Source organism: Streptococcus oralis (assembly GCF_023109195.1).
Classification (GTDB): Bacteria; Bacillota; Bacilli; order Lactobacillales; family Streptococcaceae; genus Streptococcus; species Streptococcus oralis_BV.
Map to the genome: position 1 here is coordinate 30925 of NZ_JALDUB010000003.1, position 23923 is coordinate 54847.

Genomic DNA, 23923 nt, shown 5'->3' on the forward strand with positions numbered 1-23923 from the left:
TCGAAAAACTTTTGGGGCGAATTGGGGGAAATATAAAGCAGTGACTCAAGTCACTGCTTTATTCTGTTTCTTCTTCAGGTTCTAGTTCTGTGATTTGAACTTTTACCTTGGTAACACGTCCATTTTTCACCTTATCATTGGTCAGGACAATCTGTTTGTTTTGACTGACCAGTTCATAGCTGATTTTTTCAGTTGTTGGAATCGTACCAACACCCGTCAAATAATAGCCGGCGATGGTATCCACATCATCGCTTTCTAGTTCAACACCAAAGTAGTCATTGAAGTCGTTAAGATTCATGGTTCCCTGTGCAATATAGGTGTCCTCACCTATTTGATGGACTTCGATTTCTGCCCTATCCGTCTCGTCATCGATCTCACCGACAATCTCTTCTAGAAGATCTTCCAGAGTTACCAAACCAGCCATGCCCCCGTATTCGTCTAGTAAGATGGCCATTTGATTTTGGGTATTTCGAAGCTCTTTAAGGAGGTCGTCCACAAAGATGGTCTCAGGCACAAATAGTGGGGTTTGGAGGATTCGTTTCCAGACAATATTTTCAAAGCCATCTGCATAGGCGGCGTTTAGCAAACGCTTGGTATGAATCAAACCAATCACATTGTCCTTATCCCCATCGTAAACAGGGATACGTGAGAAATTTTGCTTTAGAATACTTTGGATAATCGTTTGACTGTCATCCTGAATATCTACCATAAAGGCATCTGTACGAGGCACCATGACTTCTCTCGCCATCAGTTCATCTAGAGAGAAGATCCCTTGTAACATCTCGATTTCGTCCGCATCCAAAGTTTCCTCACTTTTGGTCAACATGTACTCAATTTCATCTCGAGTCATTTTTTCATCCGCATCATCAAAGGTCATTGGTGTTAAACGACTTAACAAATTGGTTGAAGCAGATAACAGCCAGACAAAGGGACTTACAATCTTTCCAAGACCAATAATAATTGGTGCTGTTCGAATTGCCAAAGCATCTTTCAGATTTAGAGCGATTCTCTTGGGATATAGTTCCCCAAAAACAATAGAGATGTAGGTCAAGAATGCCAAAGAGAGGAAACTTGCAATGGCATAAGCTGTTTCTCCGTTCCCCATCCAAGAGGCAATTACTTGTCCAAGTGTATCTGCCAATTTTGCCCCTGATAAGATCGTGATCAAGGTGATACCGACTTGAATGGTTGATAAAAAGTGGTTAGGATTTTCAAGTACCTTTAACAAACGAATGTAACGTTTGTCTCCCTCTTCTGCCTTTTGCTCCACTCGGGAACGGTTTAGTGACACCATCGCCATTTCAGTGGCTGAGAAAAAAGCATTTAACAGGGTCAAGATAAATAACAATACAAACTGTAGCAACAAATTCTGACTGCTCGGGTCTTCCATAGTCCTTCTCCTAAAATAGTATCTTGTGTTCCATTATACCATAAATCGGCCTAGGAATCACATTATTTTCTAATTTATACAATTGCTCCCTTATCAATGACGGACAAGGGAGCAATTTTTATTCCTTTAATAGATTGGCTCTAGTTTGTCACCGTGACCTGACCTGTTCGGTAATCAAGCTGGATACCCTTTTGAACATTTGGAATCAGGACGTTGAACTCCAATTCGCCATCCGAAGACTTGGCTTCAATTTGTGAAGCAGATGGAACCAAATCCTCATTCGTAGCATAGTGGAGAGTTACCCGATAACGGACTCTCTTATTCTGGTCTAAGGCTTTCCTAACCAGACTCTCATAGTAGTTCTGACCTGTCGAATCCTCAGCCTGTGCTTGGTTGGCCCAAGCTGTCTGGACTGCAATGTTCTTGGGATTGCTGGTAGAAGCATCAAAGCCATCTAACCCACCTATCAAGGCATAACCCAATAAGTGCCCCCTATCTACTGCGTGTGTATAGGCTCCCTTTAGATTCTTGACCTGATGCCATCCTGGTGGCGTCCAGGAGGTTGAGCCGTTGCCTGTTTCTTCACGGTTCTTATACTGCCGAGTCGCTTTGGATAAGATGGCATTGGCAACAGTCGGGACTGTTTCTTTTCCAACTATCTTTGTCTTATTATCCGCATAGGGTTTGCTAGAAACCTTGGCATCTAGATTGGTTTTATTGCCATTGACAATGAAGGCCCCTGCTCCATTCCACTCGAGCCCCCCCTTGATTTGATTTTTGATTGACTCAGTTAAGACACTTTCAGCTAGCTCCTGACTGGGTGCTTCTGAAGCTTGTTTTTTCTGACTAACCTTGGTTCTAGGGCTATTTGGTACTGACTGCATCTGCTTGATGTAGTAGCTTCCAGCAGCCAAGAGTAAGAATAGAAGTAATCCTATCAGAGCTTGTCTTGTTTTTTTGTCCATTTTTCTCCTTATTTCTTTAGAAAAAGACTGGTCTCCCAGTCTAATTTCCTGTAAATTTGCTAATCAATTCCTGCCACTTTGCTGGAGACAATATAGCCCATGGATCCTGTCCCTTTCCTAGGATGCCATAACCAACCATCAAGCCGATTCCTAAAGCCAGAAAGCCTAGCAATAGTACGATAAAAATCAACAGTAAACGACGGAGTACATAGCGTAAGTTTTTATTCTTCTTCATCATTTGCCTCGATTCGCTGAATCTTCGATCCTAGCTGAGCCAATTTCTCATGGAAACGGTAGTAACCTCTATCAAGGTGAACTAGCTTACCAACAACTGTTTCTCCCTGTGCCACCAGACCTGTCAAAATCAAAGCAGCACTAGCGCGAAGGTCCGTTGATAAAACTTCTGCCCCCTGTAAAGCTTGTCCCCCAACAATACGAGCTGTGTCACGGATAATCTCTGAATGCAAGCCCATACGGCGCATTTCCTCCAAGTGTTGGAAGCGATTCTCAAACACCGTCTCCACCATGGTGGATTCCCCTTTTGCGACGGTCATCAGAGCTGTAAATTGTGCCTGCATATCTGTTGGGAATCCTGGGTGCGGTAAGGTTTTTACATGAACAGCCTTGAGATTTTCAAGTTGAGAACGAACACGGATACCTTCTGATTCCTCTGTCACTTCAACACCCATTTCAAGTAGTTTTGAAATCAAGGGGCGATTGTGTTCCCAGACGGCATCACGAACGAGAACATCTCCACCAGTCATAGCTGCCGCCACCATAAAGGTTCCTGCTTCGATACGATCCTGTACCACATTATGAGTTGTTCCATGGAGTTCCTCGACACCAGTCACTGTGATGGTTTCGGTACCAGCTCCCTTGACCTTAGCTCCCATCTCATTAAGGAGAATAGCGAGGTCAACAATTTCTGGCTCACGCGCAGCATTTTCTATCACTGTCACACCGTCAGCTAGAGTTGCCGCCATCATGAGGTTTTGTGTTGCTCCGACACTAGGGAAGTCCATGTAGATATGAGCGCCATGCAGGCGTTCTGCCTTAGCTTCGATGTAACCAGCTGTCTGGGTAATCTTTGCCCCCATAGCTTCCAAACCTTTGAGGTGGAGGTCGATGGGACGACTCCCGATAGTGCACCCTCCTGGCATAGAAACTTTGGCATGGCCTACACGAGCAAGGATTGGTCCCAAGACAACGATGGATGCACGCATCTTGCTGACATACTTGTATGGAGCTTCCTCCGTTATATCACCAGTCGCATCAACCTCGACAACATGAGCTTCCTCATCAAAGTCCACCTTGGCATTCAGACCTCGAACCACTTGATTCATGGTGAAAACATCTGACAAGATTGGGACGTTCTGCAAGACTGTCTTACCCTTGCTTGCTAGAATTGTCGCTGCCAACAAGGGCAAGACTGCATTCTTTGCTCCCTCGATCGTCACACTCCCGACCAGACGATTATCTCCGCCTTGAACCACAATTTTTTCCATAGTTGTTTCCTTTACTTTTGATTTTATAATAGTCCTCTAAGTGCTTCTTGCCACAGTTGGTACAAACCGATAAAGAATGAACTCAAGATGTAGCCCATCACAATACTAAAGAAACCTACCAACAAACGAACTTTTTTTGTGTTAGTAGCGGTCACTTTTAAAACCTTTTCCCATCTCACAAGATCCTTCAAAAGGTAAAAACTCAAATAAATAAAGAGTATATGACTACTTAGAGTGAATAATAATTGAACCATTTGACTATTATACCATCTTATCCGCTTGCGCGCTAGTTTTCAATTTTTCTACGAATTAGGGATTGTTTTTAAGGTAATCAATCGCATCCTGCAAGGTCTTAACGGGAACGATTTTCATCTCTGTTTTGATCGTTTTAGCAGCTTCTAAGGCTGTTTCATAGTTGCTTTTCGCATTGGGATCTGCTTTCTTTGCTTCCTCGGTAACTGGATTGTCAGGAGCAAAAAAGATGTTGGCTCCCTGACGAGAGGCTGCAACCACTTTTTTGTCAATTCCACCGATGTCGCCAACATTTCCATCGCGATCAATAGTTCCCGTTCCCGCAACGATGCGGCCATTACGAAGTCCTGGATCTGCTATCTGGGTGTAAATAGCGAGACTAAACATGAGACCGGCACTTGGCCCGCCAATACCAGCTGTTGAAAAGCGAATTGGAACATCACTGGTCACTTCCGTACGGTCAATCAAACCAATCCCAATACCGTTTTTCCCGTTTTCAAGAGTGATAATTTTACCTTCTGCAGACTTGACTTTTCCGTCTTCCTCATAGGTTACCTTGACCGTATCTCCTAATTGTTGAGAATTAACATAGTCGACCAAGTCTTTTGAACTGTCAAATGTTTTGTCATTAACAGCCGTCACGGTGTCTGCTATGTTCAGAATGCCCTTAAAAGTTGAATTGTCCGTCACGGTCAAGACGTAGACTCCCAGATACTTGAGTTCGATATCCTTTCCAGCCGTCTTCAATCCTTGATACTTGGCCATGTTTTGAGAAGTTTGCATGTAGAACTGATTGATCCGCATAAACTCTGCATCAGTAGAGCCACCCGTAGTCTCCTTGGCACTTCTAATATCTGTGAAAGGTGTTAACCAAGCATAGACAAGATGCGATAGGGTTGCGTGTCGAATACCGACTGTCACAAACTGGTAAGCTCCTGCTTCTGTGTCTTCTGTTTCATTGACTTTCAAAACGCGACGAATATCTTCCGCTCCACCTGGAACTTCTATGTAGTAAGGCAAAGGTACTACAAAGGCTAAAAAAGTCAATACTAGTGCTAGGATGACATATAAGGGCCATCTAGTTTTTTTCTTCATGTTCTAATTCCTCCACAACACTGTTTGGGACATATTGCTGAATCTCCTGACCAAACTTCAGAAGTTCTCTCACGGCCGAAGAGCTAATATAAAGATGCTCTGGGTGGCTATATAGGTAAATGGTTTCGATTTCTGGAGCCAGTTGATGATTGTAGTAGTCAAAACTAGACTCGTATTGCAAGTCGGTGGTATTCCGCAAGCCACGGACAAGAGTTTTGGCTCCCAGTCTTCTTGCAACATCAACAACTAACCGATCATGAGAAGCCATCACCTCTACATTATCTAAATACGCCACCGCTTTTTCGACTGCTCGTTTGCGATTTTCAACAGGGAGAAAGCCTTGTTTGTGGGGATTGTAGAAAACCCCGACATAGAGCTTGTCAAAGAGTTTGCTGGCACGTTCAATAATATCCAGATGTCCATTTGTCATCGGGTCAAATGAACCTGTAAATAATCCAATTTTATCTGACATAAACTGTCACCTTACTAATCCCATATATTTTTTCCTTCCAGATACCTAAGCAGGCGATTTCTTCTGGAAGTTCTACAGACTTATCGGTTTCACAGACAACCATGATCTCTTCGGAGAAAAGATTTCTTTCTGCCATTTTTTCGATATCTGCAACGATTTGTTCCTTGGCATAGGGAGGGTCTAAAAAGACCAGGTCAAAGGGACCTTTCACTTGCTCCAAGGCCCGTTCAGCCTCCATCTTTAAGAGTTGAAATTTGGAAGCTTCCTTGGTCATTTGGATGTTTTCAGCGATGATAGCTTGCGCCTTTCGATCCCGTTCCACTAAGACAGCATGAGACATCCCTCTTGACACAGCTTCAATAGACAGACCGCCACTGCCAGCATAGAGATCCAAGACACGACCACCCTCAAAATAGGGACCTATCATGTTAAAGATAGCTCCTCTCACCTTATCAGATGTCGGCCTCGTCGTCTTGCCTTCTAGCGTCTTGAGAGGACGCCCCCCATAGATTCCTGATACGATTTTCATACCGTTTATTATACCAAATTATAGAAAAAAAGAGAAAGAAAACCGAACCTTGCGGTTCGATTCTCTACAAAATATTTTCGTACGTATCGCGAACTTCTTGAGGCCAAACACTGGTCTGAACCTCTCCGATGTGTTTCTTACGAAGAAGGAACATGGCCATCCGAGACTGTCCGATACCTCCACCGATTGTCAGTGGGAAAAGGCCGTTAAGCAAGGCTTTATGCCATTCCAATTCTAGACGATCTTCGTCTCCTGTAAGAGCCACTTGGCGACGAAGGGTATCCTCATCTACCCGAATCCCCATTGATGAAAGTTCAAAGGCACAACCAAGAGATTCGTTCCAAACGAGAATATCGCCATTCAACCCCTTGTAGCCATTTTCAGACTCTGTTGTCCAGTCATCGTAGTCAGGTGCACGGCCATCATGAGGTTTTCCGTCAGGCAACTCGCCACCGATACCAATCAAGAAGACTGCACCGAACTCTTTACAGATCGCATTTTCACGCTCTTTCGGTGTTAAATCTGGATAGCGTTCCACCAACTCTTCTGTATGGATAAAGGTGATTTGTTTTGGCAAGATGGATTCGATATCATAGCGGGCTTCTACGGCTAGCTCTGTCAGACGAATAGCCTTGTAAATCTTCTCAACGGTTTCTTTGAGATAGGCGATATTGCGTTGACCATTTGGGATAACCTTCTCCCAATCCCACTGGTCCACATAAACAGAGTGGGTCGCATCTAGCGAATCTTCATCTGGGCGAAGGGCCTTCATGTGGACAAACAAACCTTCCCCATCACCGAAACCAAAACGAGCCAAGGTGTGGCGTTTCCATTTAGCAAGTGAATGAACGACCTCATAGGTTTCATTCGGAATTTGCAAAACCTTGACAGATACTGGATTTTCGACACCTGACAGGTTGTCCTGCATCCCATCTCCGACCTTGCTCAAGATAGGACCTTGAACTTCAACAACTTCTAACTTATCTTTCAAATACTGGGTAAAAGTGTTTTTGACAAAGGAAATTTCTTCTTGTTGATGAATAAAACTTTTCTTCATAAACAGCTCCTCAAAAATTAGTTAAAAGCATTATACACCTATTTCCAAGAAAAGAAAAGAGTAAATAAGAAAAAGTCAGTGCTCTTTTGAACACTGACTCTGTCATTCATTAATCATTTCGACCAAAGATTCGTAAGATGCTAAGGAAGAGGTTGATAAAGTCTAGATAGATGCTGAGCGCCATTGAGATGACCCATCCTGTCGCTACTTGCCCTCGTGACTGCTCATAAACATAGCGAATCTTTTGGTTGTCCCAAGCAATCAAACCTGAGAAAACCAAGACCATGGCAATACTAATCATGTAGTCAAAGAAACTATTGGCTAGAAAGAGGTTAACGACCATGGCAATAATTAACCCGACAAGCGCAGCCATCAAAGCTCGTCCCATTCCACTCAAATCTTTCTTGGTGAAAATTCCGATTGCCGCCATGACAAAGAAGAGAAGGGCACTGGATACAAAGGCTGATAAGACGGTCCCAGGTGTATAGAGGGCTACGACAAAGCTGAGCGTAAAGCCATTTAAAACAGAATAAACTAAAAATACTGGGAGAGCTGCTGGGCTATTTTTTGTAGCCATGCTACTTGCAACAAAGACTAAACCAAGTTCTGCAAAAGTTGCAATCATCAACCAGAGACGGCCATGCATTAAAAAGTAAGTCAATTGAGCTTGGAAGACTGTCAACATCAAAGCTGACACGAGAGCCGATAGACCAATCCCAAGTCCCACAAAAGCATAAACCTTAGCGTAAAATTGATTAAGACCTGAACGTTCTTGAATAATCGTTTGATTCATTCTGATTCTCCTTTTTCTATAAATATGTCTTGATTATAACAAAGATTTTATAAATTAGCTAAAATAAAACATCAAAATTCCTGCTGCAACTGCTACGTTGAGACTTTCTGCTCGGCCTTTCATGCCAATATGAACCAGCTGATCAGCACTCTCAGCCATGACAGAACTAATCCCCTGCCCTTCATTTCCCATGACTAAAACAAAGTTCTCTAGTGAAGAAAGCTCACGATAATCCTTTGACTCTCTCGATAAGGTCGTTGCCAGAATGGGCAAATTGCTCTTCTTTGCCTCTTCTACAAAGCTGACAAGAGGCATACGATAGATAGGCAAATGAAAATGACTTCCTTGCATGGAACGCAGGGTCTTGAGACTGTATATATCTGCTGACTTGTCTGAAACAATAACCCCTGTAAAACCTGCCGCATCCGCCGTCCGAATCATGGTGCCCACATTACCAGGATCTTGAACATCCTCTAAAAATAGATACTTGCCCTGATGGAGATCAGGCAGTCCCACTTCTTCTTTTTGAATCACTGCAACAATGCCTTGAGGAGTTTGCGTATCTGCCAAATCTAGCAAAATCTCCTCTGAAACCCAAATAGTTTGAGGAAAAGCAACTAGCTGATCTCGGTAACTTTCTAGGGCAAAGACCTTTTCAATCGTCACTCCTGCTTGAACAGCTTCTTCGAATAAGTGCCAGCCTTCAATCAAATAAGCAGACTTTCGATATTTTTTTTGATGTAATTTCTTGGCATTTTTTACCACAGAATTGGCTTTTGAGGTTATAATAGTCATAGAAATATTATAACACAATCAAAGGGGTTTGGTATGCAAAAGGTTAGAATGATTGCCCAAGGCAGGGTGCAGGGTGTTGGTTTTCGTTGGGGTGTTGTTACTTTAGCTCTTGAAATCGGTGGCATCACTGGTCGTGTCTGGAATAACGACGATGGCACAGTGGAAATTCTTGCTCAGGCAGACTCCTCTGCCACTATGGCAAAATTTATCCAAGAAATCCGAAAAGGTCCGACACCTTTTTCAAAAGTTACCTATCTAGATGTACAAATGAGCAACTTTTCATCCTATTCGGACTTCAAAGTCGCAAATTAGGTCTCTAGAACTATTGTATATTTTACAAAAAAACAGTAGAATAGAAAGGTATAATTTTTAAAGAAGGAATGAAAACATTGAAATCTATTAAACGTTTTGCCCTCTCTGCTATGGGAGTGGCTATGCTACTCGTCTTGACAGGCTGTGTCCAAGTAGACAAAGCCACAGGACAACCTACAGGATTGATTTGGAATACCATCGGAGCACCTATGGCTGAAGCTATCAAGTACTTCGCTACTGATAAAGGTCTAGGCTTTGGTGTGGCTATCATCATCGTAACCATCATCGTGCGCTTGATTATCTTGCCACTTGGTATCTACCAATCATGGAAGGCAACGCTTCACTCTGAAAAGATGAATGCCCTCAAACACGTGCTTGAACCACATCAAACACGTCTCAAAGAGGCAACAACTCAAGAAGAAAAACTTGAGGCTCAACAAGCTCTCTTTGCAGCTCAGAAAGAACATGGCATTAGCATGTTCGGTGGTGTAGGATGTTTCCCTATCCTCATTCAAATGCCTTTCTTCTCTGCTATCTACTTTGCAGCCCAATACACTGACGGGGTAGCTAGCTCTACCTTCTTGGGTATCGATCTTGGTTCACCAAGTCTGCTCCTTGTCGCTTTCGCTGGTATCCTCTACTATCTCCAATCACTTCTTTCACTTCATGGAGTAGAAGACGAGATGCAAAGAGATCAACTAAAAAGAATGATTTACGTGAGTCCACTCATGATTGTCGTCTTCTCCCTCTTCGCACCAGCCAGTGTGACGCTTTACTGGGTTGTCGGTGGTTTCATGATGATTCTCCAACAGTTCATCGTTAACTATGTTGTTCGTCCAAAACTCCGCAAAAAAGTTCGTGAAGAATTTGCAAAAAACCCACCAAAAGCAAGTTCATTTTCAACTGGAGGCGGACGCAAAGATGTCACTCCAAACCAAGCAACTGCGATCATGACTAATAAGAAACATAAAAAACGCAATGCTGGTAAACAACATTCTAGAAAATAAGAAAAAGGCTTAGCTGAGAGGCTAAGTCTTTTTGCATCACAAAAGCCCGATGTCTCCATCAGGCTTCTTTTTTATCCATGAACACGTTTCATGTAATCTTGGTAACTTTCTGTATCCATCAATTCCTTGGCATTCTTGACACGGTCTGCTGTTGGAGGTTTGACCCCTTCAAGCGAATAAGGAATCCCAAGTTCACGCCACTTGAATTCTCCCATCGTATGATAAGGTAGGATTTCAAACTTGTCAACATTTTTGAGGGTCTTGACAAACTTACCAAGTTCGATCAAATCCTCATCTCTATCTGTCAATCCTGGAACCAGCACGTGGCGAATCCAAACAGGCTTCCCGATATCTGATAGGTACTGGGCACAGGCCAAGATGTTTTTATTGGTTTGGCTTGTGACAATCTTGTGCTGTTCTTCGTTGATTTCCTTGATATCCAGAAGAACCAAGTCTGTTACCGCCATGAGTTTATTAAACTTTTCGAGATAACGTGGTTTATTACGGAACGGAAGGGCACAGGTATCCAAGGTACAGTGGATTCCTTTTTCCTTGGCCTTGGTAAAGAGGGCAATTAGGAAATCAATCTGTAAGAGGGCTTCTCCACCACTGACAGTGATTCCTCCCTTGTCTCCCCAGAAACCACGGTAGCGAAGGGCTTCTGTCAAGACATCGTCTACTGTCCGTTCGCGTGATTTATTGGTCTCCATAGCCCATGTGTCTGGGTTATGGCAGTACTGGCAACGCATGTGACAGCCCTGCAAAAAGACAATAAACCGAATCCCAGGGCCATCTACCGCCCCAAAACTCTCTGTCGAATGCACCATTCCTGTCACTTGTCCATAGTCAATTGTTTCTTCAGACATATCGTCACCTTCCTTGAAACCGTTTTATAGTTTTATTATATCACGAGTGAGATGAAAAACAAGGTTTTTTGTCTATTTTTTAGAAAGCAATCTGTTTTTCACTTTCATTTTCATTCCCTTTTAGTGATCTGGTTCAAAATCAAAACCATATAAGGTTGCGAAATAGTCCTCAGGGCGCTCTGCACGGCGGATTTGGCGGGCTTTGCCTTCTTCGGTATAGAGGATTTCTGCCGAGCGTAGTTTGGCATTATACTGGTAACCCATGGAGAATCCATGTGCACCTGTATCATGAATCACTAGCAAATCACCGATTTCTGTATGAGGTAGTTCGCGGTTCACTGCAAATTTATCATTGTTTTCACAGAGTGAACCGACCACGTCTACCACCTCAACAGGTTCATCTGGATGAGTAAGATTAGTGATATGGTGGTAGGCCCCATACATGGCTGGACGCATGAGGTTGACTGCTGAAGCATCCACACCTAGATAGGTACGGTAAGTTTTTTTCTTATGAGTGACTCTTGTGACCAAAGCTCCGTGAGGGGCTAACATAAAGCGGCCCAATTCGGTGAAAATTTTAACCTGACCAAGACCTGCTGGCGTAAGGACTTCCTCATAAACCTTACGAACTCCCTCACCAATCACAGCAATGTCATTTGGCTCCTGCTCAGGACGATAGTTGACACCAATACCGCCGGAAAGATTGATAAAGTCTAACGAAATACCCAACTTTTCCTTGATTTCAACAGCCAATTCAAAAAGCTGACGCGCCAACTCTGGGTAGTAGAGATGGGTGACAGTATTGGATGCTAGGAAAGAGTGAATCCCAAATGTCTTGGCTCCTTTTTCCTTTAAAACTGCAAAGGCTTCAAAAAGCTGGTCCTTGGTCATGCCAAACTTGGCTTCTCCAGGATTGTCCATGATATCTGTTCCTAGCTCAAAAACGCCTCCAGGATTGTAACGACAAGAGATGATTTCTGGAATACCTGCTGCACGCTCCAGATGTTCAATATCTTCAAAGGCATCCAAGTTAATAGTTGCACCCAATTCACGCGCATAAGCGTACTCTTGGTCTGGCGTATTGTTTGATGAGAACATGATCTCAGAACCGGGGAAATCCAGTTTATGGCTCATCAAAAGTTCCACATAACTAGAACAGTCCACACCACAACCTTCCTCTTGGAGGATTTTCAAGATGGCTGGGGTTGGAGTGGCCTTGACGGCAAAATATTCTTTGAATCCCTTATTCCAAGAAAAGGCCTGGTTGACTGCTCTTGCTTTTTCACGAATCCCCTTCTCATCATACAAGTGAAAGGGAGTCGGGAACTCTGCAACAATTGTTTCTAAATCTTCACGGCTGATAAATGGTGTTTTCATAAGCATCCTTCTATTCTGTTTGCAAAGAAAGGCTGGGACAATCGTTCCAACCTTTAGTTCTATCTCTTATTTGTCTTCGTCAAAGATATTTCCAATCTCAACATCGATGGATTGGTTCTTAACATCAATATTGGTTACTTTCAAGAGTGACTTGTAATCAAACTGCTTTTCACGTTCTTCTTGGGCATTGTCTGCAAAGACTGCAACACCAGCCAATTCTGAATCAAACTCACGCAAGAGACTAATCATCCCGTTGACAGTTCCGCCACCTTTCAAGAAGTCATCCACGATCAAGACACGACTGCCTGCCTTGAGACTGCGTTTTGAAAGGAACATTTTCTCAATGCGGTCACCGCTGGAACCTGAAACATAGTTGACGCTGACCGTTGAACCTTCGGTAATTTTCAAATCACGGCGCACAATGACAAATGGAACATTGAGGACATTGGCAACTGCATTTGCGAGTGGCACACCTTTTGTTGCTACTGTCATAACGGCATCGATTTTTTGGTCCATAAAGCTCTTGGCAATGATACGCCCAATATTTTTCAAAATGGCAGGTGTACTAAGCAGATCAGACAGATAGATGTAGCCACCTGGCAAGATACGGTCGCTTTCTGAAAGTTTATCACGTAAGTCGGCGATCATTTCTTTGGCTTCATGACTCGAGATTGATGGTGTAAAGATAACGCCACCACCTGCTCCAGTTACAGTCTGAATATGACCGATTTCGATTTCCTCAAAGGCACGCTTGATAATCACGATGTCCTCTGAAATCGATGATTTAGCAGATTCGTACTTTTCTGCAAAGGTGTTGAGACTTGTTAGTTTGTATGGATTATTAATCAAATAGTTGGAAATGACAACCATCCGATCACTTCTTCTTAATTTCATTTTTATTTACCATTCCATTTAATTTTGATATTTTATCCATTATACCACATTCACATAAAAAAACGAACATTATTGCGTAAAAAATGCTCGTTTTTCTTAAATTATTAATCTAAATCTGGTTTATAGAAGGAACGATTGTCCATAGCAAAGATTTTATTGGTCATCTCTCCTTTATCCACCAAAGCTAGAGCTGTTGACATCATCATCATGCTGGCATCTAGATTGTCAATCATATGGATAATTTCTGCCTCCATAATGCGTGGACGGACTGGACTTCCATACTCCAGCAAGCCATGATGACTGAGGATGACATGGCGCAGTAGCACCACTTCTTCTCTAGTATCATCGATACCGAGTTCCATAACTGTCTTGGTAATTTCGCTATCGATGAGGGCGATATGACCGATGAGATTGCCTCGCACTGTGTACTCCGTCTGATCAGGACCGCTGAGTTCTAGAACCTTGGCCAAGTCATGCAACATAATTCCCGCATAGAGGAGGCTCTTGTTGAGCTGAGGATAAATCTCACTGATGGCATCTGCCAAGCGCACCATGGTTGCTGTATGATAGGCTAAACCTGTTTCAAAGGCGTGGTGGTTGGTCTTGGCAGCCGGATAGGAGTAGAATTCCTTATCATACTTGGTGTAGAGACTACGAACGATACGCTGCCAGACAGGATTTTCAATCTTGAAAATCATTTGTGACATGTAGTCACGAATCTCCTTGACATCAACCGGAGATTTAACCTTGAAGTCAGCTGGATCATTGGGTTCCCCAGGTTGAGGTAAACGAAGCGTGATTTGATTGACTTGAGGAGTGTTGTTATAAACTTCTCTGCGCCCCTGCATGTGGACCACTTTCCCTGCGGTAAAGGCCTCGACGTTATGAGGTTGGGCATCCCAGAGTTTCCCTTCAATCTCGCCACTATCGTCTTGGAAGGTAAAGGCTAGGTAATTTTTCCCAGCACGCGTCTGTCTCAGGTCAGCTGACTTAATCAGGTAAAAACCTTCAAACAGCTCATCTTTTTTCATGTGACTAATCTTCATATTCTTCCTCATCTTCTTGGAAATGGAGTAGATCAAGCGCAGGCTCACCTTCTGATAACTCAATGTGACGGAGCGTCCGCTCGATAGCTGTAGTACGACGGTTTAATAATTCATCAATATTGCCAGAGGCATGTTGGAGATGCTTTTGCGCCTTGACCAGAATGCCTCCGAACTTGCCAAACTCGGTCTTGACACTAGCTAGGGTCTTGCTGATATGGTCAGCACTCTTTTGGATATTGAGAGTTTTGAAGCCAACTGATAGGGAGTTAAGCAAGGCCGATAGGGTACTTGGACCCGCGACAATAATCTGCTCCTCCCGTCTCAAATCATCAAAGAAGACCGGATTGCGGACGATTTCTGAGTAAAGTCCTTCTGTTGGAACAAACAAGACTCCAAAATTGGTCGTTCGAGGCGGCGCCAGATACTTGCTCTTGATATCCTTGGCAAAGCGCTTGACGCTTGCTAAAAGTGACTTGCGACAACGTTCAATCTCGTCCTTATCGCCTGCTTCATAAGCTTCTTCTAAGCGGTAATAATCTGCCAGTGGAAACTTGGAGTCAATCGGTAAGTAGACATATTCTTGATTGGCTTGGCCAGGTAACTTGATGGCATACTCTACTCGTTCACTGGAGTTCTCAACCGTTGCAAATTCTCGTTCGTACTGGGCAGGAGTCATGATGTCTTCGATGATTTGCCCCAGTTGCAATTCTCCCAGAATGCCTCTCGTTTTGGTTCCAGAGAGAACCTTATTGAGGGCACCGACATCACGGGCAACTGTCTGCATCTCTCCAAGACCACGGTTGACAGACTCTAGTTGCTTGGAAACTGTCTCGAAGGAAGCCTGCAAGCGCGTCTGCAAGGTCTTTTCTAGCTTTTCTTCGACCGTTTGGCGCATTTGTTCCAAGCGTTGCTCATTGGACTCCTGCAGGGCTTGAAGGCGTTGGTCAGTCTTGTCTCTAGTTTGCAAAAGATTATCTGTCATTTCTTGACGGACTTGCGTCAGGCCTTGGTGCAACTCCATTCGCACTTCTTGCAAACGGTCGCTGACAGCCACTTCCAAGTCTTTTTTATCTAGCTGACTGGCTTGTCTGGCTTGTTCAAAGCGATAATCCAGTTGATCTGAAAGATTGTCTGCTTGATCCTCCAAACTCTTGGCTAGGTACTTGTCTTGCTTATCTTGCCTTTGCCAAATGAGAAAGAGTCCAGCTAGGTTGGCAATTAATAATAGTAGTAATACAGTCTCCATCCTACCTCCTGTCCTTGCTATGTAGCACGACTACATAGCCATCTGGGCAAGTTACCGAAACTTCCCTATCTATATATTCGTTAGAAGCGTACACTTTTTTAAAGAAAAAATTTTCCTCTGTCAATTCGTACTTGGCACCAAGAATAGTCAGCTGGCTATCCCGAACTGGCATAAAGGCTAGATAGTCATAGTCTAAACGTGGTTGAAGCCGACTGGTCCCTTCTGGACAATAGGCAATCACATTTTGCCCATCCTCAATCGCGATTTGGCGCATATAGGGGGCCAACTTGGGATTGCTAGGCAGAAAGACATTGGCCAGCATATGATCAATACGACCACCCAAAGCCCCAAAAATAGTCACCTGAGCCTGAGAATTTTGCTCAAAGATGGTCAAGAGAGCCAATTCCAGATCCGTATCATCTTTTTCTGGCTGAGCTTGAACAAAATGTTGGGTACGTTTTTGAATCAACTGACGCTCTTCTGCAGTCACCGAATCAAAATCCCCAACTGCTAGAGCGAGAGGCAGGTCTTCTTCCAAGACCCAGAGTGAGCCACGATCCACACCGACAAAGCAATCAAAATTCGTCCGATAATGACCGCGATCTCCGCCGGCAAAAACAGCAACCCTAGTCCAGTTGTTTTCTGAGAGTTTGCACTCGTTCATTGACATCTCCCTTAAAGACATAAGACCCTGCTACAAAAACGGTTGCTCCAGCTTCTTTGGCTTGAGCAATGGTTTGGTCATCAATACCGCCATCGACTTCAATCTCAAAGCTCAAACCTTTTTCCTCACGAAGGGCAACCAACTCACGAACCTTGTCCATGGTTTCAGGCAGAAAAGTTTGCCCACCAAATCCAGGATTCACTGTCATGACCAAGACTTGGTCAACTAGGTGAAGAACGTGCTTGATTGCCTCCACAGGCGTACCAGGGTTAATGACAACAGAAGGTTTGACACCAAGAGAACGAATTTTTTGAAGAGCCCCATGGATATGAGGCGTTGCTTCGACATGAATGCTGATGATATCTGCACCTGCACGCGCAAAGTCCTCTAAATGATGCTCTGGATTAGCGACCATCAAGTGGCAGTCAAAGACCATCTTGCTATGGGGGCGAAGAGCTTCAACCACACCGGCACCAAAACTGATTTGTGGTACAAAGTGACCATCCATAATATCGATATGGGCATATTCAGCCCCAGTTGCTTCTAGACGTTTAATTTCTCGTTCAAAGTTGGCATAATCTGCTGCCAGAATTGACGGAGCAATCTTGTATTGAGACATCTGTTTCTCCTTATTTTGGAATTTTTTTGCTGACTTTTTTGTAGGTTTCTCTGCGATTTTCAATCTCACTGAGAAATTGCAGGTAGTTGTCAAAACGGAAGGTTGCAATGGTTCCTTCTTCTACAGCTGGCTTAACCGCACAGGACGGTTCATGGGTATGGGTACAAGTACGGAATTTACAGTCTCGACTGACACTGGCAATCTCTGGAAAGGCCTGATTGAGGTCTTCAGCCGTTGACACTTCATAATCCAGTGATGAAAATCCTGGCGTGTCCGCGATTTTACCCCCATTGAGATTGTAAAAACTAACAGCTCGAGTGGTATGGCGACCACGACCTAGACTGTCTGAGATCTCTCCTGTTTCAAGATTGAGATCTGGTGCGATTTTATTGAGGAGTGTTGATTTTCCAACACCTGTCTGCCCCATAAAGACCGTCACTTTTCCTGTCAACAGGGGCAGGAGTTCCTCTTTACTGGTCACAAAGTCATAACCAATGGCACGATAGGTTTGTTGGTAAAAACTTAATTCTTCACTATCTTCCAGCAAATCCATTTTGGAAATATAGACGATGGGATGGATGCCCTTGTGTTCTAGAAGAACCAAGAACCGATCCATCAAATTGCTGTTAAAATCAGGTTCCTTGACGGACATGATCACCACGGCTTGGTCAATATTGACAATAGGCGGACGGACCAGACTGTTTTTCCGTTCATGAATCTTGAGGATATAACCTTCGGAATTTTCCTCTGCAGAAAAATCTACCCAATCCCCAACATAGGGCGTATGACCTTTTTTGCGGAAATTTCCACGCGCGCGTGTCTGATAGACTTGGCCATCACTCTCCACATAATAGAAGCCCGCCAAGGCTTTAATGATTTGTCCCTGCATCTTAGAGTCCTTGTCCTTTAAGCGCATCTGCCAGACTAGCAAATTCTGCCAAGCTAAGAGCTTCACCACGCACAGATGGAGACAAGCCTGCCTGATCCAAAGCCTTGGTCAGTTTGTCCTTGACTTCATCAGTTTTCCCAAAGTAGCCTGTTAAGTTGTTCCACAAGGTCTTGCGACGATGAGTGAAACTAGCCTTGGAAACCTTAAAGAAGAACTGCTCATCTTTCACTGCTACGGCTGGCTCTGGACGGCGCACCATTTTCAAGATGGCTGAATCCACATTTGGTGCTGGCACAAAGACCGTACGAGGCACGATGAAGGCAACCTTAGCTGTCATGTAATACTGCACAGCAATAGACAAACTACCATAAGCCTTGGTATTTGGCTGTGCTGAGATACGGTCCGCCACTTCTTTTTGCATCATGACGACAAACTCACTAAAGGGAATGCCACTCTCGATCAAGTGCATGAGAATAGGAGTCGTAATGTAGTAAGGCAAGTTGGCTACTACCTTGATTGGTAGGTCTGGATTTTTGAAACTCTGGATATGTTGCGCCAAGTCAACTTTGAGAATGTCCTCGTTGACCACTGTCACATTGTCAAAATCACGCAGAGTATCTGCTAAAATCGGTACCAAACGGTGGTCAATCTCAAAGGCCATAACCTCTGCCGCACGCTCAGCCAAAAACTCCGTCAAAGCACCAATTCCTGGCCCAATTTCAATGACATTAACCTGATCATCAATTTCAGCCGTATCCACGATTTTTTGAAGGATATTGGTATCCGTCAGGAAATTTTGCCCGAAGGACTTTTTAAAGGTAAAACCGTGACGCTCCAGCACTGCCTTGGTCACGCTATAATCTGCAATTCTCATTTATTCTCTTTTCTATTTGTTAGCTAAAAACAATCTATAAACCCAAACAATTACCAACACCAAGAGAAACCAAAATCTCAAAGGTATATGGTACTCGTCATCTTTAGATTCGACACCGGTCTCATCGAGCACTTGCTCATCTTCTTTGCGTGGTGCTTGCTCATTTTCTTGGCCTTGCGCTTGCTCGTCTTCTTGATGTTTTTCTTGGCTCTCTTCTTGATCCTGTGCTTGTTTTTCTTCTTGGTCTTGTTTTTGATTCTCTTCTCGACCTTGTGCTTGTTTTTCTTCTTGGTCTTGTTCTTGATTATCTTTTGGGCCTTGCATTTTCTTCAACTCATCTTGGTATGCAACCGAGTCTAGAATATTATCTTCTGGCAATAATTTTGAGGCATAATAATCAGGAAATCCCATAGCAGACCAAATTACGTTCTTTTCTGTTAAAGAAAAATCCAATTCTTGGGGTTGATTTTCCTGAATGGCTCGGATATTTTTTATAAGCTTACGCGAAGCTGTAGTCAATCCATCCATGTCAGCAACTTCTAAAACATCAAATCCTAGCATGTCACCTGCTTTGACATTTGCAAGAATATAGCGAACAAAATCATCATATAGTTGCAAGGTCTGAGGAGCGTTCTTTTCTAAAAAGGAGCGGTTTTGGGTGGCCTTTTTCTGAAATTTTTCAATAGGAAGTAAGATATTAAATTTTTTCCATAGAATATTAGGCATTCGCACATCTTTTTCATCCCAAAATAATTGCCAAAAATAAGGAATGGTGTAAACTCCCTCTGTTAAAATACGTACGTCTTTCCCGTTTTTTAAATAAATATAGCTTCTATTTGCCATATCGTTTCCTTTCACCATTTTTATGAAGGCTTTGCCTTCCGTCAAAGTCACTCCAAACAGGGCCAACTGTTTAGATTGCCTCTTGTTGTCAAAAAATCAATGCATATTGTTCTAATTTTCATTCATTATCTTTTAAGAAAATCATTTATTCTCTTTTCTAATAGGAACGGCGATATATCCAAACAAATTCGTTTCCTCTAGAAGTCTGATGAATCAGGTCTTTTAAATAGATATTGGGATTCGTCAGTTCTTTTGTTTCTGTATGATAGCTTGTTATTGTCTGCCCACCATGTCGGAGAAGCCACTCTGTATCCAATCTAGGCAAATATCTGTCCTTTTGAAGAAAATCACAAAATTCCTCTACTGTTATGTCCTCAGGAACTTCAAGTTCTACCTTGTGAGGCAGAACATCATCACCCATACAGATAGACTCTCTATCAACGATTATTTTCATCCCTTGATCAACCTTTAGCTCTTCCTTCTAGTTCCTCACTGAACTGTTGCATTTCTTTAAACGCTTTGTCACTGACATAAACACCCGCTTTATAATACTCAGTCTGGTTAATGGCATAGTCAAAGATTTCAATCATGCCTCCAGCGTTTTCAATCATAGCGCTCCAATTTTCATCGAAAACCATTCGCAAACGTTTCCAATCCGTAAAAACTGAAACCGAATTTCGTCCATTTTTTCCTTCTCTAGTCGGAAGATTAAATGTAGCAGATTCTTCTAAAACATGAGCATTACTTTCCTGACTAGGTTCAGGAAATCCTGATGATGCATTTATAGGAAGAAGGAATTTAGCTTTTGGCATTGCCATTGAAAAGAACTTATAATAGAGTTTATAAATTAATTCTTCCTCTTCTGTAGTCGGTCTATCCATCTGTCCCATCAAAAGCATCCATCTCACAATATCAGGGTTCATAACAGGAACTTGTATCTCTGGCAAGCCTGAAAAATCTGGTTTTTGAACTAAAATAGAAGAACTTATACTAACTTCTTTGGTATTAAAGAATGCTCCTAAAGCACCATTCAAGTAAAAGGCTGTTCCAAGAAAATTCTCAATTCCTTTTTTATCTTCCGTATTTTCAATCCGTTTTACCACTTTTAATTGGTTTTCAATTGTTTCCTTATACTGATGATACCAACGAGGGGTAAATAGCATAATCATCGGGTCAGTGCATAGATAGCCTTCGTCACCTCTATCATATGTAGTTGAGAAAAGATAAGGTTCCCCAGTATTTTCTGAATAAACTGCATAAATCGAATCTGCTTCTAGCAACTTGTCCTTGACAATTTCTGCTAGACGCTCTGACTTACGAGTATTTTCTTGATTGCTCTCTTCACTTTTTGGTTTTTGACGACAATCCCATAAAAAAGCCTGTAAAATTTCGATACTATCATCAAGACTAAGGTTCTGATAGTCCTCATCGCTTACTTTACCTTCTTGAATAGTCACAAAAGCTCGATAGAGAGCATAAGCATAGCTAGATAAACGCTTTTTTTCATCTACACCAGGACTATAGAGCACACTTCCCTTTTTTAACTTAGCTAGAGAGGGAAGCATATCGATTTCTAGATAAACTAACTCCTCATCGCTAAGGGAATTCACATCTTTGTTTTGGCAAGTAAGTTTTTTTACAACTACAGTTTCAAGAGTATCCATACCTTGATCAGGATTGCAAAACTGAAGACGATCACCAACTGTCAAACTCCCTTCCAAAGTCGCAGCAATCAGTAATTCCCTCTTTTCTTTCATTGGAAAGAACCCCAAAACTCCTAGACAAGCATCTCCTTTGGTTTCTTCTGTTGTCTTCTGTGCTTCTGTCTTTTTAAAAAAATCAAAAATTCCCATTGCTTTTCCTCATTAATTTCACCCAAGTGCTGATTTTATCAATTATCTTTTTTTATCAGGCATGGTATTGAGCATAGTTGAAGCATATGCTATTACCTCTATTGTAACACATTCCCCTTATATTTTCGGGTTATCTGGTTATTGTTATCACTTTTCAGGACTCTCCAAACAGATTTCGATATCTAAATTTCTTTCCACTATTGAAGTAAGCATAAAATTTATTTTTCTAATTCTTTATAGATTGTCTCTTGAAAATGTCAGTTGTTCAAGTAAGAAATAGAGTTTTGCTTGCTCCTCTTCTTCGTAAGCAGATCTATTTGCTTTTACTTCCCTGCATTTCTCGTCATACAGAAAACCGTCATGGCCATCTTCTGTAGATAAGACTGTGTAGACTTTGGCCATTTCTTCAGGACTAATTGAAAATCTTGACTTGATTTTATACAAATTTTTCATAAAAGCGCTGAGGTGATCATAGCGGCGCATATCAACTTTGACATTGGTCACACGGATTGCCTGAATTTTGATACCTTTCCAATGTTTCCGCATATAAAGCGACAGCATCAACAAGGCCAGTTTATTCTGATAATAGGTCTTGGCAGGACTATAATGTTTTTGACCAGTTAAATTTTCAAAATCAAGCTTCATGAAAGGATAAAGCATCAGCCCTTGGGAAGAAATATTAATAATTCGGCCACGCTCAGATTTTTCCAACAAACCTTTCAACAAGATAGAAAGCAAGAAAGGGGCGACAACATTGGTCGCAAATTGCTTTTCTAATCCCTCCCTAGTCAGGATGGGCTTTTTGACTGACAAATCAAAGTCAGCTGCATTGTTCATTAAAACATCTAAAGTCTCTTCCTTTTGGATATACTGTTCTACCGCTTTCTTGATACTCTCCAAATCAGATAAATCAGCCAAGATATAATCTACATGCGGATTTCCTGTTTGTTGGCAGATTTCCTCACAGGCTTGCTCAGCAGCTTCTTTCCGTCTACAAAAGAGAGTTACCGACCAACCCTTTTCAGCCAACTGTTTAGCAGACTGGTAGCCAATACCACTATTGCCACCCGTAATAATCACTTTTTTCATTTCTGACTCCGTTAGTCTGAATACTTAGCCATCACTTCTTCCACTTCTGCCAAGGTTATCCCAAATAACTCCAACCGCTTGAGGAGTTGCTTGCCGTTGGAATAGCCGATGCGGAGCTGTTCGCCTAGATACTCTCGGCGCCTACGACTGTCCGCTCCCGCCAAGAAACCTAGTCGAATCAAGTCACCACGACTGATGTCAAACTCGTTCTCGTTTTCAAATTGCTCTGTCACCTGAGTCAGCGCTGTTTTTAGATCTTCATAGCTGGCGTGTTCGATTCCCAGAGAACGTCCCTTGGACTTAGATTTGGGAACAGCCTCATCTCGCTTGAGAAAGGCATGCTGTACTGTTGGAATGGCCGTCATAATCATGCGACGAATCCGCTCCCCATTAAAATCTGGATCTGTAAAGACAATGACTCCATGCAGTTCATGCAGGCGCTGAATCCGCTCTATATCCTGGTCATTTATTGCAGAACCTCGTGTTTCATAGGTCTCTACATCAAAGTAACGTTTGAGATTGGCCGTATCATCGCGACCTTCAACCACGATGACTTGGGAAATTTTTTCTTTCATCACTTTCTGTCCAATCCAAAGATACGCTCTGCATTTGCAGTTGTTACTGCGGCTAACTCCTCAGTCGTCATCCCACGCAAGTCGGCGATAAAGTCCACCACATAGCGTGTGTAGGCTGTTTTGTTTTCACGGCCACGTTTAGGAACAGGAGCTAGGTAAGGGGCATCCGTCTCTACCAAAATCTTGTCCAAAGGAAGTTCCCTAGCAGCCTCTTGGATATCCGTCGCTTTTTTAAAGGTCACCACACCTGAGAAAGAAATAGTCATTCCAAGCTCGACAAACTTCTCAGCCCACTCCAAAGAGCCTGAAAATGAATGCATAATCCCACCACGAGGACCAACGCCCTCACCCTTGATAATCTCATAAGTATCTTCTAGCGCATCACGGGTATGGACCACAAAAGGCAAATTCAAATCCTTAGACAACTGAATCTGACGACGAAAAACCTGCTCCTGTACTTCCTTAGGTGCTGTCATCCAATGGTAGTCCAGACCAATCTCCCCCAAGGCAACAACCTTGGGATGTTTTAGTTTTTCAAGCAAGTAAGCTTCGACCTCATCTGTGTAAGTCCCTGCTTCCGTCGGATGCCAGCCAATAGTTGCGTAGAGTTGCTCATACTCATCTGCCAACTCCAGGGCTCGTTCAATGGTTGGCTTATCAAAACCAACAATATTCATCTGTGTCACACCCATCTCAGCAGCCAAGGCGATTTCTTCGGCCTCACGTCCTGCAAATTCTTCTACATTTAAATGTGTGTGCGTATCAAAAATCATCTCTTCTAACCTCATTTTCTTCCATCTATTATACCAAAAATAGCATCCCCCGGCTTGTAAAAATATTCTAATACCGATCATTCTCCCTTGACTGCCTTTTTTCAAAGCAGTATAATAACACTTATTGAAATTTTCAGCAAAGG

Annotated in this window: 28 protein-coding genes; 2 read left to right on the forward strand and 26 right to left on the reverse strand. The window is 42.8% G+C overall.

The window, feature by feature from the left end; all coding sequences use genetic code 11:
- Positions 1-58: 58 nt before the first annotated feature.
- The 11 genes from M1F65_RS08220 to M1F65_RS08270 all read right to left on the reverse strand — a co-directional run bounded on the left by M1F65_RS08220 (position 59) and on the right by M1F65_RS08270 (position 8853).
- Positions 59-1390: a hemolysin family protein gene (locus M1F65_RS08220; RefSeq protein ID WP_247925777.1), complete on the reverse strand. Its 1332-nt coding sequence runs from the start codon at positions 1388-1390 to the stop codon at positions 59-61.
- Positions 1391-1530: 140 nt separating this feature from the next.
- On the reverse strand, positions 1531-2355 hold the full coding sequence (locus M1F65_RS08225; protein WP_247925778.1) for a DNA/RNA non-specific endonuclease: 825 nt from the start codon (positions 2353-2355) through the stop codon (positions 1531-1533).
- A gap of 40 nt (positions 2356-2395) precedes the next feature.
- Entirely contained in the window at positions 2396-2590 is a 195-nt protein-coding gene (locus M1F65_RS08230; protein WP_000739701.1) for a DNA-directed RNA polymerase subunit beta, read from the reverse strand.
- Complete coding sequence (gene murA, locus M1F65_RS08235) at positions 2577-3860, reverse strand: UDP-N-acetylglucosamine 1-carboxyvinyltransferase (protein ID WP_247925779.1); 1284 nt, start codon at positions 3858-3860, stop codon at positions 2577-2579. The genes M1F65_RS08230 and murA overlap by 14 nt, the downstream gene beginning before the upstream one ends.
- Positions 3861-3883: 23 nt before the next feature.
- The gene (locus M1F65_RS08240; protein WP_071788240.1) at positions 3884-4114 is read right to left on the reverse strand and encodes a DUF1146 family protein; all 231 of its coding nucleotides are present in this window, start codon (positions 4112-4114) and stop codon (positions 3884-3886) included.
- 55 nt (positions 4115-4169) lie between these two features.
- A complete protein-coding gene (locus tag M1F65_RS08245) occupies positions 4170-5207 on the reverse strand; it encodes a SepM family pheromone-processing serine protease (RefSeq protein ID WP_000730772.1) in 1038 nt (345 codons plus the stop codon).
- On the reverse strand, positions 5191-5679 hold the full coding sequence (coaD, locus tag M1F65_RS08250) for a pantetheine-phosphate adenylyltransferase (protein ID WP_247925780.1): 489 nt from the start codon (positions 5677-5679) through the stop codon (positions 5191-5193). Before coaD ends, M1F65_RS08245 begins: the two co-directional genes overlap by 17 nt.
- Positions 5669-6208 carry a 16S rRNA (guanine(966)-N(2))-methyltransferase RsmD gene (rsmD, locus tag M1F65_RS08255; RefSeq protein ID WP_000706939.1) on the reverse strand — a complete coding sequence of 180 codons (540 nt, stop codon included), beginning with the start codon at positions 6206-6208 and terminating at the stop codon, positions 5669-5671. The genes coaD and rsmD overlap by 11 nt, the downstream gene beginning before the upstream one ends.
- A 64-nt stretch (positions 6209-6272) precedes the next feature.
- A complete protein-coding gene (asnA, locus tag M1F65_RS08260; RefSeq protein WP_000748000.1) occupies positions 6273-7265 on the reverse strand; it encodes an aspartate--ammonia ligase in 993 nt (330 codons plus the stop codon).
- A gap of 109 nt (positions 7266-7374) precedes the next feature.
- On the reverse strand, positions 7375-8058 hold the full coding sequence (locus tag M1F65_RS08265; protein ID WP_001076860.1) for a Bax inhibitor-1/YccA family protein: 684 nt from the start codon (positions 8056-8058) through the stop codon (positions 7375-7377).
- A gap of 54 nt (positions 8059-8112) precedes the next feature.
- Positions 8113-8853 carry a TrmH family RNA methyltransferase gene (locus M1F65_RS08270; protein WP_008289068.1) on the reverse strand — a complete coding sequence of 247 codons (741 nt, stop codon included), beginning with the start codon at positions 8851-8853 and terminating at the stop codon, positions 8113-8115.
- 33 nt (positions 8854-8886) lie between these two features.
- Between M1F65_RS08270 and M1F65_RS08275 the strand changes: the two genes are divergently transcribed.
- On the forward strand, positions 8887-9165 hold the full coding sequence (locus tag M1F65_RS08275) for an acylphosphatase (RefSeq protein ID WP_001174609.1): 279 nt from the start codon (positions 8887-8889) through the stop codon (positions 9163-9165).
- 77 nt (positions 9166-9242) lie between these two features.
- Positions 9243-10172 carry a membrane protein insertase YidC gene (yidC, locus tag M1F65_RS08280; protein WP_049479479.1) on the forward strand — a complete coding sequence of 310 codons (930 nt, stop codon included), beginning with the start codon at positions 9243-9245 and terminating at the stop codon, positions 10170-10172.
- A gap of 71 nt (positions 10173-10243) precedes the next feature.
- Here yidC and pflA read toward each other — a convergent pair whose 3' ends face one another.
- From pflA to M1F65_RS08355, 15 genes are all read right to left on the reverse strand, one after another.
- A complete protein-coding gene (gene pflA / locus M1F65_RS08285; protein ID WP_001288281.1) occupies positions 10244-11038 on the reverse strand; it encodes a pyruvate formate-lyase-activating protein in 795 nt (264 codons plus the stop codon).
- A gap of 120 nt (positions 11039-11158) precedes the next feature.
- Entirely contained in the window at positions 11159-12415 is a 1257-nt protein-coding gene (locus tag M1F65_RS08290; RefSeq protein ID WP_247924410.1) for a diaminopimelate decarboxylase, read from the reverse strand.
- Positions 12416-12481: 66 nt separating this feature from the next.
- A complete protein-coding gene (gene purR / locus M1F65_RS08295; protein WP_002874197.1) occupies positions 12482-13309 on the reverse strand; it encodes a pur operon repressor in 828 nt (275 codons plus the stop codon).
- Between the two features lie 104 nt (positions 13310-13413).
- Positions 13414-14355 carry a 3'-5' exoribonuclease YhaM family protein gene (locus M1F65_RS08300; RefSeq protein WP_084936802.1) on the reverse strand — a complete coding sequence of 314 codons (942 nt, stop codon included), beginning with the start codon at positions 14353-14355 and terminating at the stop codon, positions 13414-13416.
- Positions 14345-15601, reverse strand: coding sequence for a DNA recombination protein RmuC (locus tag M1F65_RS08305; protein ID WP_084936800.1), 1257 nt, complete (start codon positions 15599-15601; stop codon positions 14345-14347). Before M1F65_RS08305 ends, M1F65_RS08300 begins: the two co-directional genes overlap by 11 nt.
- Before the next feature lies 1 nt (position 15602).
- A complete protein-coding gene (locus tag M1F65_RS08310) occupies positions 15603-16265 on the reverse strand; it encodes a thiamine diphosphokinase (RefSeq protein ID WP_247925781.1) in 663 nt (220 codons plus the stop codon).
- Positions 16228-16884: a ribulose-phosphate 3-epimerase gene (gene rpe / locus M1F65_RS08315; protein ID WP_247925782.1), complete on the reverse strand. Its 657-nt coding sequence runs from the start codon at positions 16882-16884 to the stop codon at positions 16228-16230. The genes M1F65_RS08310 and rpe overlap by 38 nt, the downstream gene beginning before the upstream one ends.
- 10 nt (positions 16885-16894) lie before the next feature.
- Entirely contained in the window at positions 16895-17773 is an 879-nt protein-coding gene (rsgA, locus tag M1F65_RS08320) for a ribosome small subunit-dependent GTPase A (RefSeq protein WP_084944898.1), read from the reverse strand.
- A gap of 1 nt (position 17774) precedes the next feature.
- A complete protein-coding gene (rsmA, locus tag M1F65_RS08325; protein WP_247925783.1) occupies positions 17775-18647 on the reverse strand; it encodes a 16S rRNA (adenine(1518)-N(6)/adenine(1519)-N(6))-dimethyltransferase RsmA in 873 nt (290 codons plus the stop codon).
- A 12-nt stretch (positions 18648-18659) separates the two neighbouring features.
- Complete coding sequence (locus M1F65_RS08330; protein ID WP_247925784.1) at positions 18660-19490, reverse strand: dimethyladenosine transferase; 831 nt, start codon at positions 19488-19490, stop codon at positions 18660-18662.
- Between the two features lie 157 nt (positions 19491-19647).
- A complete protein-coding gene (locus M1F65_RS08335; RefSeq protein WP_049500571.1) occupies positions 19648-19944 on the reverse strand; it encodes a hypothetical protein in 297 nt (98 codons plus the stop codon).
- Positions 19945-19951: 7 nt separating this feature from the next.
- On the reverse strand, positions 19952-21343 hold the full coding sequence (locus M1F65_RS08340; RefSeq protein ID WP_049500572.1) for an SseB family protein: 1392 nt from the start codon (positions 21341-21343) through the stop codon (positions 19952-19954).
- A gap of 234 nt (positions 21344-21577) precedes the next feature.
- Complete coding sequence (locus M1F65_RS08345; protein ID WP_049500574.1) at positions 21578-22432, reverse strand: SDR family NAD(P)-dependent oxidoreductase; 855 nt, start codon at positions 22430-22432, stop codon at positions 21578-21580.
- Between the two features lie 11 nt (positions 22433-22443).
- Entirely contained in the window at positions 22444-23007 is a 564-nt protein-coding gene (rnmV, locus tag M1F65_RS08350) for a ribonuclease M5 (protein WP_049500576.1), read from the reverse strand.
- Entirely contained in the window at positions 23007-23780 is a 774-nt protein-coding gene (locus M1F65_RS08355) for a TatD family hydrolase (RefSeq protein WP_049500587.1), read from the reverse strand. Before M1F65_RS08355 ends, rnmV begins: the two co-directional genes overlap by 1 nt.
- Positions 23781-23923: the final 143 nt, after the last annotated feature.

Excerpts from the sequence above, each read along its gene's own strand:
- M1F65_RS08265 (WP_001076860.1), bottom strand. The coding sequence starts at position 8,058 with ATGAATCAAACGATTATTCAAGAACGTTCAGGTCTTAATCAATTTTAC.
- M1F65_RS08225 (WP_247925778.1), bottom strand. The coding sequence starts at position 2,355 with ATGGACAAAAAAACAAGACAAGCTCTGATAGGATTACTTCTATTCTTA.
- M1F65_RS08345 (WP_049500574.1), bottom strand. The coding sequence starts at position 22,432 with ATGAAAAAAGTGATTATTACGGGTGGCAATAGTGGTATTGGCTACCAG.
- M1F65_RS08230 (WP_000739701.1), bottom strand. The coding sequence starts at position 2,590 with ATGAAGAAGAATAAAAACTTACGCTATGTACTCCGTCGTTTACTGTTG.
- rsgA (WP_084944898.1), bottom strand. The coding sequence starts at position 17,773 with ATGCAGGGACAAATCATTAAAGCCTTGGCGGGCTTCTATTATGTGGAG.
- M1F65_RS08220 (WP_247925777.1), bottom strand. The coding sequence starts at position 1,390 with ATGGAAGACCCGAGCAGTCAGAATTTGTTGCTACAGTTTGTATTGTTA.
- rpe (WP_247925782.1), bottom strand. The coding sequence starts at position 16,884 with ATGTCTCAATACAAGATTGCTCCGTCAATTCTGGCAGCAGATTATGCC.
- M1F65_RS08340 (WP_049500572.1), bottom strand. The coding sequence starts at position 21,343 with ATGGGAATTTTTGATTTTTTTAAAAAGACAGAAGCACAGAAGACAACA.
- pflA (WP_001288281.1), bottom strand. The coding sequence starts at position 11,038 with ATGTCTGAAGAAACAATTGACTATGGACAAGTGACAGGAATGGTGCAT.
- rsmD (WP_000706939.1), bottom strand. The coding sequence starts at position 6,208 with ATGAAAATCGTATCAGGAATCTATGGGGGGCGTCCTCTCAAGACGCTA.
- M1F65_RS08240 (WP_071788240.1), bottom strand. The coding sequence starts at position 4,114 with ATGGTTCAATTATTATTCACTCTAAGTAGTCATATACTCTTTATTTAT.
- M1F65_RS08330 (WP_247925784.1), bottom strand. The coding sequence starts at position 19,490 with ATGGCAAATAGAAGCTATATTTATTTAAAAAACGGGAAAGACGTACGT.
- M1F65_RS08355 (WP_049500587.1), bottom strand. The coding sequence starts at position 23,780 with ATGATTTTTGATACGCACACACATTTAAATGTAGAAGAATTTGCAGGA.
- rsmA (WP_247925783.1), bottom strand. The coding sequence starts at position 18,647 with ATGAGAATTGCAGATTATAGCGTGACCAAGGCAGTGCTGGAGCGTCAC.
- asnA (WP_000748000.1), bottom strand. The coding sequence starts at position 7,265 with ATGAAGAAAAGTTTTATTCATCAACAAGAAGAAATTTCCTTTGTCAAA.
- M1F65_RS08300 (WP_084936802.1), bottom strand. The coding sequence starts at position 14,355 with ATGAAGATTAGTCACATGAAAAAAGATGAGCTGTTTGAAGGTTTTTAC.
- M1F65_RS08310 (WP_247925781.1), bottom strand. The coding sequence starts at position 16,265 with ATGAACGAGTGCAAACTCTCAGAAAACAACTGGACTAGGGTTGCTGTT.
- M1F65_RS08270 (WP_008289068.1), bottom strand. The coding sequence starts at position 8,853 with ATGACTATTATAACCTCAAAAGCCAATTCTGTGGTAAAAAATGCCAAG.
- M1F65_RS08275 (WP_001174609.1), top strand. The coding sequence starts at position 8,887 with ATGCAAAAGGTTAGAATGATTGCCCAAGGCAGGGTGCAGGGTGTTGGT.
- rnmV (WP_049500576.1), bottom strand. The coding sequence starts at position 23,007 with ATGAAAGAAAAAATTTCCCAAGTCATCGTGGTTGAAGGTCGCGATGAT.
- M1F65_RS08245 (WP_000730772.1), bottom strand. The coding sequence starts at position 5,207 with ATGAAGAAAAAAACTAGATGGCCCTTATATGTCATCCTAGCACTAGTA.
- purR (WP_002874197.1), bottom strand. The coding sequence starts at position 13,309 with ATGAAATTAAGAAGAAGTGATCGGATGGTTGTCATTTCCAACTATTTG.
- M1F65_RS08305 (WP_084936800.1), bottom strand. The coding sequence starts at position 15,601 with ATGGAGACTGTATTACTACTATTATTAATTGCCAACCTAGCTGGACTC.
- murA (WP_247925779.1), bottom strand. The coding sequence starts at position 3,860 with ATGGAAAAAATTGTGGTTCAAGGCGGAGATAATCGTCTGGTCGGGAGT.
- coaD (WP_247925780.1), bottom strand. The coding sequence starts at position 5,679 with ATGTCAGATAAAATTGGATTATTTACAGGTTCATTTGACCCGATGACA.
- M1F65_RS08290 (WP_247924410.1), bottom strand. The coding sequence starts at position 12,415 with ATGAAAACACCATTTATCAGCCGTGAAGATTTAGAAACAATTGTTGCA.
- M1F65_RS08335 (WP_049500571.1), bottom strand. The coding sequence starts at position 19,944 with ATGAAAATAATCGTTGATAGAGAGTCTATCTGTATGGGTGATGATGTT.